Raw genomic sequence first — 14,219 nt, forward strand, 5'->3', positions numbered from 1 at the left:
CGCGCCCTCCCGGGCGCATATGCTTCCCACCATGACGAGTGAGCCGGAGCAGCAGATCGGAGTCGGGGCGCCGGACGCGTTCCAGCGCCTGTGGACGCCCCACCGGATGGCGTACATCCAAGGCGAGAACAAGCCGACCGGCCCGGGGGCCGACGACGGCTGCCCGTTCTGCTCGATTCCGGAGAAGAGCGACGAGGACGGGCTGATCATCGCCCGGGGTGAGCGCGTCTACGCCGTGCTGAACCTCTACCCGTACAACGGCGGCCACCTCATGGTCGTCCCCTTCCGGCACGTCGCCGACTACACCGAGCTCGACGACGCCGAGACCGCCGAGCTCGCCGCCTTCACCAAGCGGGCCATGACCGCGCTGCGCACCGCCTCCGGCGCGCACGGCTTCAACATCGGCATGAACCAGGGCACGACCGCGGGCGCCGGCATCGCCGCCCACCTGCACCAGCACGTCGTCCCCCGCTGGGGCGGCGACACCAATTTCATGCCGGTCGTGGGCCACACCAAGGTCCTGCCCCAACTGCTCGCGGACACCCGCAAGATGCTCGCGGACGCCTGGCCCGCGGTCTGAGGACACGCGCCCCTGCAAAGCGGGCAAATCTCCCCGATTCCTCATTAAGAGCAGTTCTAATGGTGCGGTGACGTTCCTCCACCGCCGCACCGTGCTGCGCGCGGCCGCCGGCGGTGCCCTCGCCGGTGCCGCCGCGGTGGGCTGCGGCCCGTCCGGCGGCGACACGGGCGCCCGGGCCGCAGCGGATCCGTCCGTACGGGCCACGGGCCCTCCGCCCGGCCCTTCCGCGGCGTCCAAGGGGCCGAAGGGCGGCAGGGCGTCCCGGCTGCCGGCACCGTCGTCGCCGTCCAAGCCGTCCCCTTCCCTCAGTCTCGCCCCGCTCCCGCCCGGGCTTCCCGCCCAGATCGAGCACGGCCCCCGCACCGGCAAGGACGTGGCGCTGACCTTCCACGGCCAGGGGGAGCCCAAGCCCGTCACCGAGCTGCTGGGGGAGGCCGAGCGGGCCGGGGCGCGGGTGACGGTGCTCGCCGTGGGCACCTGGCTGGACGCCCAGCCGCAGCTCGCCCGGCGCATCCTGGACGGCGGGCACGAGCTGGGCAACCACACGATGCACCACCTCGACATCTGCTCGATGCCCGAGGCCGCGGCCTCCGCGGAGATCACCGAGTGCGCGGAGCGGCTGCGGCGGCTGACGGGCGGGATCGGCCGCTGGTTCCGGCCGTCGCGGGCGCGGCGGGCCACCGAGCAGGTGGCGCGGCTGGCCCGGCAGGCCGGCTATCCGCACGTCCTCTCCTACGACGTGGACTCCCTCGACTTCACCGACCCGGGGCCCGAGGCGGTCCGCCGCGCCGTGCTGGGCGCGGTGCGGCCGGGTTCGGTGGTGAGCCTGCACTTCGGGCACGCGGGCACGGTCGCCGCGCTGCCCGCGATCCTCGACGGCCTGCACCGCCGCGGCCTGCGCGCGGTGACGACTACGGAGCTGCTGACCTGATGAACCGGTTCTCCTCGTTCCCGAGCTCTCTGCGCCGGCCGCGTCTGCGCGGGGTGCACCGTGCCGTGCTGTTCGCCGCCGCCTGTGCTCTGCTGGCCTCCGGTTGCGGCGGGGACTCCGGTACGGAGGCGGCTGACCGGGTGCCGCACAAGGACGGGCAGCAGCAACAGCGGCAACAGCAGCAGCGGGGGGCGGCGCCGGCGGCGGGGCTGCCCGGGATGCCGCCGCTGCTGGACCCGCACGACCTGTACGCGGCGGACCGGCCGAACAAGCTGTCGCCGGTGGTGAAGGACTTCCCGTCGCGGGTGTACGTGCCCAACACGGAGTCGGACACGGTGAGCGTCATCGACCCGAAGACGTACAAGGTCATCGAGACGATCCCGGTGGGGAACCAGCCGCAGCACGTGGTGCCGTCGTGGGACATGAAGACGCTGTGGGTGAACAACGACCGTGGTCACACGCTGACGGCGATCGATCCGGCCACGGGGAAGAAGGGGCGGACGGTCGACGTGCACGACCCGTACAACCTCTACTTCACGCCGGACGGGAAGTACGCGGTGGTGATGGCGTCGATGGACCGGGAGCTGGTGTTCCGGGACGCCCAGACGATGAAGCGGAAGAAGACGGAGCCGGTGTCGTGCAAGGGGGTGAACCACGCGGACTTCTCGCCCGACGGGAAGTACTTCATCGTCTCGTGCGAGTTCTCGGGCGAGCTGCTGAAGGTCGACACGGCGAGGATGAAGGTGATCGGTCAGCAGAAGCTGCCGTTCGAGGGGGCGATGCCGCAGGACGTGAAGATCTCCTCGGACGGGAAGACGTGGTACATCGCCGACATGATGGCGGACGGGGTGTGGGTGCTGGACGGTGACCGGTTCACCGAGCCGTGGCTGATGCCGACGGGCAAGGGCGCGCACGGGCTGTACGTGAGCCGGGACTCGAAGTCGATGTACATCTCGAACCGGGGCGAGGGGTCGATCTCGGTGCTGGACCTGCCGAGCCGCAAGCTGGTGAAGAAGTGGGAGCTGCCGGAGGGCGGGAGCCCCGACATGGGCGGGGTGTCGGCGGACGGCAACGTGCTGTGGCTGTCGGGGCGTTACGACTCCGAGGTGTACGCGATCGACACGCGGGACGGGCACCAGATCGCCAAGATCCGGGTGGGTGCCGGGCCGCACGGGCTGGCGGTGTACCCGCAGCCGGGTCGGTACTCGCTGGGCCACACCGGGATCTTCCGGTGACGTAGGCCTGTCCGGAGGATCGCTACGGCGTGGTGGTCCGGCGGTGCCGGATCACCACGCCTTCGCGGTCACGCGTTGTAGACGTCCGCGGCGCTCGGCTTGGCGTCCTGGACGGCGCCGCTGAGGGACATGGCGCGGCTGGTGAAGCGCTCGGTGTTCACGCCGTGCTCCTTGAGGACGCGCAGGGCGGCCTCGTGCACCACGCGCAGGACGGGGGTCGTGGCGCGAAGGGCGTCGTCGGCCATGAAGCGGTGCCGCCAGGGCTTCTCGGCCCAGGCGTGGCGCAGGCCGAAGGGCTCGGGCAGGACGAGCTTGCCGCCCCAGTACTCCAGGAGGGGCGGGTACCAGGTGAGGGGGGCGCGGGCGGCGAGGCGGACGACCTCGCGGGGCGGGACGACGGAGAGGGTCCTGGTCCGGTTCTCCCAGAACTTGATGGTCTTGGCGGTGGTCTTGGTGCGGGCGGAGGGCTTGCCCATGAAGATGCCGTTGACCGGGCCGAGGGCGTGGCCGGTGACCTCGATGCGCAGGGTCTTGTGGAGGACGGTGACGGAGATGAGGAGGGTGATCACGAGCTGGCCGTCCCAGAGGACGAACTGGACGCCGAGGTAGTGCCGGCTGCCCGCGCCGAACTGCTGTTCGTTGCAGATCTTCTGGAGTTCGGCGCCCCTTATCTGGAACCCGTCGGTGCCCTCGGGGCGGGAGACGGCGCCGGCGCCCTCGCCGACGTCGGAGACGACCCAGTGCTCGACGGAGGGGGTGGGGAAGCCGCCGGTGTGCAGGGGGCTGCGCTCCAGGAGGTGGAGCTGGTCGTGGATGGCGCGGACGACGTCCCAGCTGCGGAAGGGGTTGATGTCCTTGCCGGGTTCGAGCGGGACGAGCTCCTCGGCGAGCTGCCAGCTGCCCCAGCGGGTGCCCATGCCGAGGATGCCCTTGGTGCCGGCGTAGAAGGCGACGTTGCTCTGCTGCTCGGCGGCGAGCCGCTCCAGGGACTGGCGGAGCCGCTCGGCGGCGGTCTCGCCGGGATTCTTGGGGACGGCTTCGGGGATCTTGGCGCCGATGCCGCCGCCGGAGAGCAGGCCGGTCCAGCGCTCGCGGAGGTCCTTGGCGGTGCGCTCGCAGACGGACTTGGCCCAGAAGCCGCCGACGAGCGGGGCGATGAGCATGGCGCGCAGGTAGAACGCCCAGAAGCCGTGGAAGGGCAGCTTGATCAGGAGGATGACGGCGAGGATGCCGAGGCCCGCGAGGAGCGCGGTGCCGAGGGCGCCGGCGCGCTTGTTCTGGGCGCCGGCGATGGTGCGGCGGAGCTGGAAGACGCCGAGCCAGAGCAGGACGCCGGGGAGGAAGAGCAGCCCGCAGACGCCCGTGATGAGGGTGAGCCTGACGTCGCGCTGCTTGCGGATGCGATTGGCCGCGAGGCAGTGCTCGACGACGGGCTGCGGGTCGAGGCCGAAGGACTGGATGAGGGGCTTGCGGCCGCCGCCGAGCACGCGCAGCTGGACGGCGCGGGCGAAGGCCTCGCCCAGGTTGGGCTCGAAGAGCGATATGCGGGGCGGCTTGACCTCGGACTTGGCCCAGTCGGAATTGGCCTTGAGGAGCTGGTCGACCGGGCCGTCGCGGTAGGCGGCCGAGGCGAGCGCCTGGGTCGCCGCGGTCTGTCCGGAGGAGCCCGAGAGCGGGATCTGTGCCCCGGGGCTGAAGTCGAACGGGTCCCCTGCTGCCACTGCTGCCCCCAATGCCGCGCATGTCCGGTCCTGCGGCCTTCCGACGGATGCCGACGACCGCCCGCGTCATACGTGTTGGTCCGCGGACCCAGCGTATCCGCGCGGGGTGCCGGCTGTCGCAGAGATCGTGAAGGCCGCCCGCCCCGCACGGGTGCGGGGCGGGCGGTTCGCGCCTGTTACGCTCCGCCGTCCGCCGACTCCCGCAGCCGCTCGGCGATCTGAGGGGGCATCGGTTCGTGGCGGGCGTAGGAGCGGGTGAACCGGCCGGTGCCGTGCGACAGGGAGCGCAGGTCGACGGCGTAGCGGCCGATCTCGATCTCGGGGACCTCGGCGCGCACGAGGGTGCGGCCCGCGCCGGACTGCTCGGTGCCGATGACGCGGCCGCGGCGGCCGGACAGGTCGCTCATGACGGGACCCACGTAGTCGTCGGAGACCAGGACCTCGATCTCGGCGACGGGTTCGAGGAGGTGGATCCTCGTTTCGGCGGCGGCCTCGCGCAGGGCGAGGGCGCCGGCGGTCTGGAACGCGGCGTCGGAGGAGTCCACCGAGTGCGCCTTGCCGTCGAGGAGGGTGACCCGGATGTCGACCAGGGGGTAGCCGGCGGCGACGCCGCGGGCGGCCTGGGCGCGGATGCCCTTCTCCACGGAGGGGATGAACTGGCGCGGCACGGCGCCGCCGACGACCTTGTCGACGAACTCGATGCCGGAGCCGCCGGGCAGCGGCTCGACCTCGATCTCGCAGATGGCGTACTGGCCGTGGCCGCCGGACTGCTTGACGTGCCGGCCGCGGCCGGCGGCCTTGCCGCCGAAGGTCTCGCGGAGCGACACCTTGTGGGGCACCACGTCGACCTGGACGCCGTAGCGGGTGCGCAGCCGCTCCAGGGCCACGTCCCGGTGGGCCTCGCCCAGGCACCACAGGACGACCTGGTGGGTCTGGGCGTTCTGCTCCAGGCGCATGGTGGGGTCCTCGGCGACGAGCCGGGCGAGGCCCTGGGAGAGCTTGTCCTCGTCGGCCTTGCTGTGCGCCTGGATGGCGACGGGCAGCAGCGGGTCGGGCAGCTGCCAGGGCTCCATGAGGAGGGGGTCGCCCTTGGCGGAGAGGGTGTCGCCGGTCTCGGCGCGGGTGAGCTTGGCGACGCAGGCGATGTCGCCGGCGATGGCCTGGGGGAGGGGCCGCTGGTGTTTGCCGAAGGGCGAGGAGAGCGCGCCGATGCGCTCGTCGACGTCGTGGCCCTCGTGGCCGCGGTCCTCCAGGCCGTGGCCGGAGACGTGGACGGTCTCGTCGGGGCGCAGGGTGCCGGAGAAGACGCGGACGAGGGAGATCCGGCCGACGTACGGGTCCGACGAGGTCTTGATCACCTCGGCGGCGAGCGGGCCCGCGGGGTCGCAGGTCAGGGGTGCGCGGTGACGGCCGTCGGGGGTGGTGACGGCCGGGGCCTCGCGTTCGAGCGGGGTGGGGAAGCCGCCGGTGATCAGCTCCAGGAGCTCGACGGTGCCCAGGCCCTGCCTGGCGCCCTCGGCGGCGGGAGCCGCGGCGAGGACGGGATGGAAGCTGCCGCGTGCCACGGCGCGTTCCAGGTCCTCGACGAGGGTCTTGACGTCGATCTCCTCGCCGCCGAGGTAGCGGTCCATGAGGGTCTCGTCCTCGCTCTCGGCGATGATGCCCTCGATGAGCCGGTTGCGGGCCTCCTCGATGAGCGGCAGGTGCTCGGGGCCGGGTGCGGCCTCGGCACGGGTGCCGGAGGAGTAGTCGAAGACCCGCTGGGAGAGCAGGCCGATGAGACCGGCCACGGGGCGGTGCCCGTCGGGGCCCTCGGGCCCGTGCAGCGGGAGGTAGAGCGGCAGCACGCCGTCGGGGGACTCGCCGCCGAAGGCCGTCCGGCAGGTCTGTGTCATCTCCTCGAAATCGGAGCGGGCTGCCTCCAGATGGGTGATGACGATGGCGCGGGGCATCCCGACGGCGGCGCACTCCTCCCAGACCGTGCGGGTGGCGCCGTTGATGTTCTCGGCGCCCTCCGCGGCCGAGACGACGAAAAGGGCCGCGTCCGCCGCCCGCAGACCGGCCCTGAGCTCCCCCACGAAGTCCGCGTAGCCGGGGGTGTCCAGCAGATTGATCTTGATGCCGGCCCATTCGACCGGGGCCAGCGACAACTGCACCGAGCGCTGCTGGCGGTGCTCGATCTCGTCGTAGTCCGAGAGCGCACCGCCGTCCTCGACGCGGCCGGCCCGGTTCACCGCACCGGTCGCCAGCGCGAGGGCCTCCACCAGCGTCGTCTTTCCGGAGCCGCTGTGGCCGACCAGCACCACATTGCGTACGTGGCTCGGCCGGTCGGCCGATACTGCTCTGCCCGCGGCCCCTGGGTACGTGCCCGTCTTCTCGCCCATGTGTCCCGCCTCCCGGTCGACACCTGCGGTACACCGAGCTTTCCACTGCGGTAACGCTGCGTCCATACGTCGCACACGGGGGTACATCCGTACGCCCCGCGGTGGCGCCGCCGGGGGAGGCGGAGGCGCGGTGCGCGCGCTGCGAGCAGTGCGTGCGCGGCCCGGAGGGGGCGCCTGGCTACGATGGGCCAGCCGGTGGCCTCCCTGACCACGCGGCCCGATACGACACCCCTCCGGGAAGGCCATGCTGAACAAGTACGCGCGTGCGTTCTTCACGCGTGTTCTCACGCCGTTCGCCGCCCTGCTCATCCGCCTCGGCGTCAGCCCCGACGCGGTGACCCTCGTCGGTACCGGCGGTGTGGTGGCGGGCGCCCTGGTCTTCTACCCGCGGGGGGAGTTCTTCTGGGGCACCGTCGTCATCACCCTGTTCGTCTTCTCGGACCTGGTGGACGGCAACATGGCCCGGCAGCTGGGCCGCTCCAGCCGCTGGGGCGCCTTCCTGGACTCCACGCTCGACCGCGTCGCCGACTCGGCCATCTTCGGCGGGCTCGCGCTGTGGTACGCGGGCGGCGGTGACGACAACGTGCTCTGCGCGGTGTCGATCTTCTGCCTCGCCAGCGGCCAGGTCGTGTCGTACACGAAGGCGCGCGGCGAGAGCATCGGCCTGCCCGTGAACGTCAACGGCCTCGTGGAGCGGGCCGAGCGGCTGGTCATCTCGCTGGTGGCGTGCGGCTTCGCGGGCCTGCACAAGTTCGGCGTGCCCGGCATCCAGTACCTGCTGCCGGTGGCACTGTGGATCGTGGCCGCCGGCAGCCTCGTGACGCTGATCCAGCGGGTGGTGACGGTGCGCCGCGAGTCGGCCGAGGCGGAGGCCGAGGCCGCGGCGGCGGCGCAGGGCGGTGGCAACGGGTGAAGGAACGGCTGACCGACGCGCTGTACGGGCTCGGCTGGGCCACGGTCAAGACGCTGCCGGAGCCGCTGGCCGTACGGCTGGGGCAGCGGATCGCCGACGTGGCGTGGCGGCGGCGCGGCGGCGGCGTGCTGCGCCTGGAGGCCAACCTGTCCCGGGTGCTGCCGGGGGCGTCCGCGGAGCGCCTCGCGCAGGTGTCCCGCGCGGGCATGCGCTCGTACATGCGCTACTGGATGGAGTCCTTCCGGCTGCCGGTGTGGAGTGCGGAGCGCAGGCGCTCGTCCTTCGCTCCTGAGGGCCTGCACCATCTGGAGGAGGCCCTGGCGAGCGGGCGCGGCGTGGTCATCGCGCTGCCGCACATGGGCAACTACGACCTCGCGGGCGCGTGGGTGACCACCCGGCTCGGGGTGCCCTTCACGACGGTGGCCGAGCGGCTGAAGCCCGAGACGCTCTACGACCGCTTCGTGGCCTACCGCGAGGGGCTGGGCATGGAGGTGCTGCCCCACGCGGGCGGCAGCGCCTTCGGCACGCTGGCGCGCCGGCTGCGCGCCGGGGGGCTGGTGTGCCTGGTGGCCGACCGCGACCTGTCCTCCTCGGGCATAGAGGTCACCTTCTTCGGCGAGGCCACGAAGATGCCCGCCGGGCCCGCGATGCTCGCCGTGCAGACCGGGGCGCTGCTGCTGCCGGTGACGCTCTGGTACGACCGCTCGCCGGTGATGAAGGGGCGGGTGCACGCCCCGGTCGAGGTGCCCGCGGAGGGCACGCGCGCCGAGAAGGCCGCCGCGATGACGCAGCAGGTCGCCGACCTCTTCGCCGCGGGGATCGCCGAGCACCCCGAGGACTGGCATATGCTCCAGCGACTGTGGCTCGCCGACCTGGAGCCGCGCCCCGACAGCCCCTCCGGCACGCCGGAGCGGGCACCGGGCGGCCCCGGGGGAGAGGCGCGGGGCGAGGGCGCGGGCAGGGCTGAGAGCGACCGGAGGGCCGAGGCATGAGGATCGGGATCGTCTGTCCCTACTCGTGGGACGTGCCCGGCGGGGTGCAGTTCCACATCCGGGACCTGGCCGAGCACCTCATCCGGCTGGGCCACGAGGTGTCGGTGCTCGCCCCGGCGGACGACGAGACGCCGCTGCCGCCCTTCGTCGTCTCGGCCGGGCGGGCCGTGCCCGTCCCTTACAACGGCTCCGTGGCACGGCTGAACTTCGGCTTCCTGTCGGCCGCCCGCGTGCGGCGCTGGCTGCACGACGGCGACTTCGACGTCATCCACATCCACGAACCCACCTCTCCCTCGCTGGGCCTGCTGACCTGCTGGGCCGCGCAGGGCCCCATCGTGGCGACCTTCCACACCTCCAACCCGCGCTCCCGGGCGATGATCGCGGCCTATCCGATCCTCCAGCCCGCCCTGGAGAAGATCAGCGCCCGCATCGCGGTGAGCGAATACGCCCGCCGGACGCTGGTCGAGCACCTGGGCGGCGACGCCGTCGTCATCCCCAACGGCGTCGACGTGGACTTCTTCGCCCGCGCCGAGCCCAAGCAGGAGTGGCAGGGCGGGACGATCGGCTTCATCGGCCGCATCGACGAACCCCGCAAGGGCCTGCCCGTGCTCATGCGCGCCCTGCCGAAGATCTTCGCCGCCTGCCCCGAGGCCCGGCTGCTGGTCGCCGGCCGGGGCGACGAGGAGGAGGCCGTGGCCGGCCTGCCCCCCGAGATGCGCGACCGCGTCGAATTCCTCGGCATGGTCAGCGACGAGGACAAGGCGCGGCTGCTGCGCAGCGTCGACGTCTACGTCGCCCCCAACACGGGTGGGGAGTCCTTCGGCATCATCCTGGTCGAGGCGATGTCGGCGGGCGCCCCCGTCCTCGCCAGCGACCTGGACGCCTTCGCCCAGGTGCTCGACCAGGGCTCGGCCGGCGAGCTCTTCGCCAACGAGGACGCCGACGCCCTCGCCGCCGCTGCCGTCCGGCTGCTGGGCGACCCGCAGCTGCGGACCGGGCTGAGCGAGCGCGGCAGCACGCACGTGCGCCGCTTCGACTGGTCCCGCGTGGGCGCCGACATCCTGGCCGTCTACGAGACGGTCACGGCCGGCGCGGCCTCGGTCGCCGCCGACGAACGCACCGGCCTGCGCGCCCGCTTCGGCCTCGCCCGGGACTGAGGCCGCCCCGGGACCCGGGCCGCTAGGCGCCGGGTCCCGCCCCCTGGGGCACCGGTGCCCCCGCCGCCCCGGCCGTCCCGAACAGGGATATCCCGTGCCGCGCCCGGAAGCGCCGGCTGCGCCGTACGGTGATCACCACCAGCAGGGCCAGCAGGGCGAACGACTGGATCCGGCCGACGACCGGGACCGCGTCGACGGGCAGCACGAGCGCCTGCACCGTGCTCAGGCAGGCGTCGAGCAACTCCACGCCTGCCCACAGCAGGGTCAGCCCCCGCAGGGCCTGCCGGTACGCGGGCAGCTCCTGCCAGGCGCGCTCGGCCTCCGCGTCGCCGCTGCCGCGTCGCAGGTGCGCGCCGAAGTGGAAGGCGAACGGCCGGGAGAGGAACAGGGTGCCCCCGATCCACAGGCCCAGTACGGCAGGGATCGCGGCGTCCTTCAGCAGCAGCACCCGCGGATCCCCGCTCACCAGCGACGTGGCTGCCGAGACGGCGAGCAGGGCGACGACAAGCAGGTCGAAGAAGGCGATGTGCCGGCGGCGGACGGCCGTCACGATCGCGTGCGCGGCCGGTATCGCGCCGCTGATCAGCAGGGCCTGCCACGGGGCGGTGCCCTGTGCCCGCAGCGCGTAGTACAGAGCGGCGGGCAGGGCGATCGTGACGGTCAAGGTGACGAGCAGCGCTCGCCGGGCATGCGGTGTCATGGGGTTTCCTCCCCGGGCGATTCCAGGTCTTCCGTGGTGCTCCTCCGGTCCTGCCACGACGCTAGGGCCGGGCCGGGTGGAGGCGGATCGGAGCCAGGGCCGAGACGAGGGTGGAGATCTCGGCACCCGTCTCCACCCGCGGGTGGAGCAGACCGACCCCGGCTGAGCGGACGCGGCCCGGCAGGCAACCTCCGCCGCCGTGGCGAGCGACCGCCACGGTGGATTCCGGCGGTGCCGAGCCGGCACTCCGCCCCGGTGGCACCGGCAGCGGACGCCACCGGGCAAGGGGGACCTCGTACCGCGGTCTCCGCCCGCGCAGCGCCCCGCTCCGCCGCAGCGCCCCCGCGGCGAGCGGTAACGTGGCCAGGCGTGACCACATTGATCTGGATCGTCGCCGCGCTGGTCGTCATCGGCGTCTATCTCAGCTGGACCGCCGGCCGGCTGGACCGCCTGCACAGCCGCATCGACGCCGCCCGCGCCGCCCTGGACGCCCAGCTCCTGCGCCGCGCCTCCGTCGCCCAGGAGCTCGGCACCGCCGGCGTCCTCGACCCGGCCGCCTCGATCGTGCTCTACCAGGCCGCGCACGCGGCCCGGCAGGCCGAGGAGGAGCACCGCGAGGTCGCCGAGAGCGAGCTGAGCCAGGCCCTGCGCGCGGTCTTCGCGGAAGCCCAGCAGGCCGAGGCCGTCCGGGAGGCGCCCGGCGGCGAGGAGTCGCTGACCGAGCTGTCCGAGGCGGTGCGCAGGGTGCCCATGGCCAGGCGCTTCCACAACGACGCCGTCCGCGCCGCGCGCGCCGTGCGCAAGCACCGCGTGGTCCGCTGGTTCCGCCTCGCGGGCCACGCGCCGTTCCCGATGGCCTTCGAGATGGACGACGAGCCGCCCGCGGTCCTGGAATCCCGGGCGGTCGGCTGAGCGGACAAGCCACCGGCCTCCGATTGGCTCTTTTTCCGGGGAAAGCCGGATCGGTTGTATGAGGGTCGCAGCATCACCGCCCTTGATAGTGAGGTCACAACGTGTCCAGCACGGTCCCCAGCACGTCCACCACCCCCGAGACCGGTACCGCCCGCGTCAAGCGCGGCATGGCCGAGCAGCTCAAGGGCGGCGTGATCATGGACGTCGTCAACGCCGAGCAGGCGAAGATCGCCGAGGACGCGGGCGCGGTCGCCGTCATGGCGCTCGAGCGGGTGCCGGCCGACATCCGCAAGGACGGCGGCGTGGCCCGCATGTCCGACCCCAACATGATCGAAGAGATCATCGGCGCCGTCTCCATCCCGGTCATGGCCAAGTCCCGCATCGGCCACTTCGTCGAGGCCCAGGTCCTGCAGTCGCTCGGCGTCGACTACATCGACGAGTCCGAGGTCCTCACCCCGGCCGACGAGATCAACCACTCCGACAAGTGGGCGTTCACCACCCCCTTCGTCTGCGGTGCCACCAACCTGGGCGAGGCCCTGCGCCGCATCGCCGAGGGCGCCGCCATGATCCGCTCCAAGGGCGAGGCCGGCACCGGCAACGTCGTGGAGGCCGTGCGCCACCTGCGCCAGATCAAGAACGAGATCGCCAAGCTGCGCGGCTTCGACAACAACGAGCTCTTCGCCGCCGCCAAGGAGCTGCGCGCCCCGTACGAGCTCGTCAAGGAGGTCGCCGAGCTCGGCAAGCTGCCGGTCGTCCTCTTCTCCGCCGGTGGCGTGGCCACCCCCGCCGACGCCGCGCTGATGCGCCAGCTCGGCGCCGAGGGCGTCTTCGTCGGCTCCGGCATCTTCAAGTCCGGCGACCCGGCCAAGCGCGCCGCCGCCATCGTGAAGGCCACCACCTTCTACGACGACCCGAAGGTCATCGCGGACGCCTCCCGCAACCTCGGCGAGGCCATGGTCGGCATCAACTGCGACACCCTCCCCGAGGCCGAGCGCTACGCCAACCGCGGCTGGTAACACCCACCGCTTCCCCGGCCGGGCGGCCCGCACACAGCGGGCCGCCCCAACCGGGGTGTTTAAAACCCCCGGGGGCCCCGGGCGGGGGGCCCCCCCCCCCGGGGCCCGCCCCACCGTCTTCCACCCGTCACCCGACCACCACCCCTCACGGAGCGCTTCGCGCGCCCCATGTTCTCGCGAGACGGAGAACCCCCGTGGCATCCCTTTCCACGCCCACCATCGGCGTCCTCGCCCTCCAGGGCGACGTCCGCGAGCACCTCATCGCCCTCGCCGCCGCCGACGCCCTCGCCCGCCCGGTGCGCCGCCCCGAAGAGCTCGCGGAGATCGACGGCCTGGTGATACCCGGCGGCGAGTCCACCACCATGTCCAAGCTCGCCGTCGTCTTCGGCATGCTGGAGCCGCTGCGCGAGCGCGTGAAGGCCGGGATGCCCGTCTACGGCACCTGCGCCGGCATGATCATGCTCGCCGACAAGATCCTGGACGGCCGGGAGGACCAGGAGACGCTCGGCGGCATCGACATGATCGTCCGCCGCAACGCCTTCGGCCGGCAGAACGAGTCCTTCGAGGCGGCCGTCGAGATGGCCGGCATCGAGGGCGGCCCCGTCGAGGGCGTCTTCATCCGCGCCCCCTGGGTCGAATCCGTCGGTGCCGCCGCCGAGGTCGTCGCCACCCACGACGGCCACACCGTCGCCGTGCGCCAGGGCAACGTGCTGGCCACGTCCTTCCACCCGGAGCTCACCGGGGACCACCGCGTCCACGCCCTGTTCGTGGACATGGTGCGCGCAGCCCGGTAGCACGGTCCCGGTAGGATCTCTGTCGTTCGTTTCGGAATTTGGTTACGCGAAGGAGACAGGCAGATGTCCGGCCACTCTAAATGGGCTACGACGAAGCACAAGAAGGCCGTGATCGACGCCAAGCGCGGCAAGCTCTTCGCGAAGCTGATCAAGAACATCGAGGTCGCGGCCCGCATGGGCGGCGTCGACATCGAGGGCAACCCGACGCTCTACGACGCCATCCAGAAGGCGAAGAAGCAGTCGGTCCCCAACAAGAACATCGACTCCGCGGTCAAGCGCGGCGGCGGCCTCGAGGCCGGCGGCGCCGACTACGAGACGATCATGTACGAGGGCTACGGCCCGAACGGCGTCGCGGTCCTCATCGAGTGCCTCACCGACAACCGCAACCGCGCCGCCTCCGACGTGCGCGTCGCCATGACCCGCAACGGCGGCTCCATGGCCGACCCGGGCTCGGTGTCGTACCTGTTCAACCGCAAGGGCGTCATCATCGTCCCCAAGGGCGAGCTGACCGAGGACGACGTCCTGGGCGCGGTGCTGGACGCCGGCGCCGAGGAGGTCAACGACCTCGGTGAGAGCTTCGAGGTCATCAGCGAGGCCACCGACCTGGTCGCGGTCCGCACCGCGCTCCAGGAGGCGGGCATCGACTACGACTCCGCCGAGGCCAACTTCGTCCCCACCATGCAGGTGGAGCTCGACGAGGACGCCGCGCGCAAGATCTTCAAGCTGATCGACGCGCTCGAGGACAGCGACGACGTCCAGAACGTGTTCGCCAACTTCGACGTCTCCGACGACGTCATGGCGAAGGTCGACGCGTAAGCGTCCGACTGTGGTCGGGGGGCGGGGGCGCGGGGGGCCCCGCGCCCCCCCCCCCCCCGCGCGTCGGG

Annotated in this window: 13 protein-coding genes; 10 read left to right on the plus strand and 3 right to left on the minus strand. The window is 72.4% G+C overall.

Annotation, left to right across the window (positions count from 1 at the left end):
* The first annotated feature begins 19 nt into the window (after nt 1-19).
* From ACOTKD_RS31660 to ACOTKD_RS31670, 3 genes are all read left to right on the plus strand, one after another.
* Nucleotides 20-580: an HIT family protein gene (locus ACOTKD_RS31660; RefSeq protein WP_424892447.1), complete on the plus strand. Its 561-nt coding sequence runs from the start codon at nt 20-22 to the stop codon at nt 578-580.
* Nucleotides 581-647: 67 nt separating this feature from the next.
* The gene (locus ACOTKD_RS31665) at nt 648-1,511 is read left to right on the plus strand and encodes a polysaccharide deacetylase family protein (RefSeq protein WP_424892448.1); all 864 of its coding nucleotides are present in this window, start codon (nt 648-650) and stop codon (nt 1,509-1,511) included.
* A complete protein-coding gene (locus ACOTKD_RS31670) occupies nt 1,511-2,746 on the plus strand; it encodes a hypothetical protein (RefSeq protein WP_424892449.1) in 1,236 nt (411 codons plus the stop codon). Before ACOTKD_RS31665 ends, ACOTKD_RS31670 begins: the two co-directional genes overlap by 1 nt.
* A 68-nt stretch (nt 2,747-2,814) precedes the next feature.
* On the opposite strand, the gene ACOTKD_RS31675 is transcribed toward ACOTKD_RS31670, so the two are convergent.
* Both ACOTKD_RS31675 and ACOTKD_RS31680 read right to left on the minus strand, forming a co-directional pair.
* Nucleotides 2,815-4,467: a hypothetical protein gene (locus tag ACOTKD_RS31675; protein ID WP_424892450.1), complete on the minus strand. Its 1,653-nt coding sequence runs from the start codon at nt 4,465-4,467 to the stop codon at nt 2,815-2,817.
* A 176-nt stretch (nt 4,468-4,643) separates the two neighbouring features.
* Nucleotides 4,644-6,851, minus strand: coding sequence for an elongation factor G-like protein EF-G2 (locus tag ACOTKD_RS31680; protein WP_424892451.1), 2,208 nt, complete (start codon nt 6,849-6,851; stop codon nt 4,644-4,646).
* Nucleotides 6,852-7,095: 244 nt separating this feature from the next.
* On the opposite strand from ACOTKD_RS31680, the gene pgsA reads away from it, so the two are divergent.
* Genes pgsA through ACOTKD_RS31695 form a run of 3 tightly spaced genes read left to right on the plus strand, consistent with a single transcriptional unit; the run spans nt 7,096 to nt 9,913 of the window.
* Nucleotides 7,096-7,764 carry a phosphatidylinositol phosphate synthase gene (gene pgsA / locus ACOTKD_RS31685; RefSeq protein ID WP_424892452.1) on the plus strand — a complete coding sequence of 223 codons (669 nt, stop codon included), beginning with the start codon at nt 7,096-7,098 and terminating at the stop codon, nt 7,762-7,764.
* Entirely contained in the window at nt 7,761-8,756 is a 996-nt protein-coding gene (locus ACOTKD_RS31690; protein WP_424892453.1) for a phosphatidylinositol mannoside acyltransferase, read from the plus strand. The genes pgsA and ACOTKD_RS31690 overlap by 4 nt, the downstream gene beginning before the upstream one ends.
* Nucleotides 8,753-9,913 carry a glycosyltransferase family 4 protein gene (locus ACOTKD_RS31695; protein ID WP_424892454.1) on the plus strand — a complete coding sequence of 387 codons (1,161 nt, stop codon included), beginning with the start codon at nt 8,753-8,755 and terminating at the stop codon, nt 9,911-9,913. Before ACOTKD_RS31690 ends, ACOTKD_RS31695 begins: the two co-directional genes overlap by 4 nt.
* 22 nt (nt 9,914-9,935) lie before the next feature.
* Here ACOTKD_RS31695 and ACOTKD_RS31700 read toward each other — a convergent pair whose 3' ends face one another.
* On the minus strand, nt 9,936-10,613 hold the full coding sequence (locus tag ACOTKD_RS31700; protein ID WP_424892455.1) for a VC0807 family protein: 678 nt from the start codon (nt 10,611-10,613) through the stop codon (nt 9,936-9,938).
* Nucleotides 10,614-10,982: 369 nt separating this feature from the next.
* Between ACOTKD_RS31700 and ACOTKD_RS31705 the strand changes: the two genes are divergently transcribed.
* The 4 genes from ACOTKD_RS31705 (at nt 10,983) to ACOTKD_RS31720 (ending at nt 14,151) form a co-directional block, all read left to right on the plus strand.
* Complete coding sequence (locus ACOTKD_RS31705; RefSeq protein WP_424892456.1) at nt 10,983-11,525, plus strand: hypothetical protein; 543 nt, start codon at nt 10,983-10,985, stop codon at nt 11,523-11,525.
* Between the two features lie 101 nt (nt 11,526-11,626).
* Nucleotides 11,627-12,541, plus strand: a complete 915-nt coding sequence (gene pdxS, locus ACOTKD_RS31710) for a pyridoxal 5'-phosphate synthase lyase subunit PdxS (protein ID WP_106675732.1) — start codon at nt 11,627-11,629, stop codon at nt 12,539-12,541.
* A 194-nt stretch (nt 12,542-12,735) separates the two neighbouring features.
* On the plus strand, nt 12,736-13,335 hold the full coding sequence (gene pdxT / locus ACOTKD_RS31715) for a pyridoxal 5'-phosphate synthase glutaminase subunit PdxT (RefSeq protein WP_424892457.1): 600 nt from the start codon (nt 12,736-12,738) through the stop codon (nt 13,333-13,335).
* 63 nt (nt 13,336-13,398) lie between these two features.
* Nucleotides 13,399-14,151 (plus strand): YebC/PmpR family DNA-binding transcriptional regulator, encoded by a 753-nt coding sequence (locus ACOTKD_RS31720; protein ID WP_030365298.1) that lies wholly within the window; start codon nt 13,399-13,401, stop codon nt 14,149-14,151.
* The last annotated feature ends 68 nt before the right edge of the window (nt 14,152-14,219 follow it).

This window comes from Streptomyces sp. XH2 (assembly GCF_049725035.1).
In the GTDB taxonomy this organism is placed as follows: Bacteria; Actinomycetota; Actinomycetes; order Streptomycetales; family Streptomycetaceae; genus Streptomyces; species Streptomyces roseoverticillatus.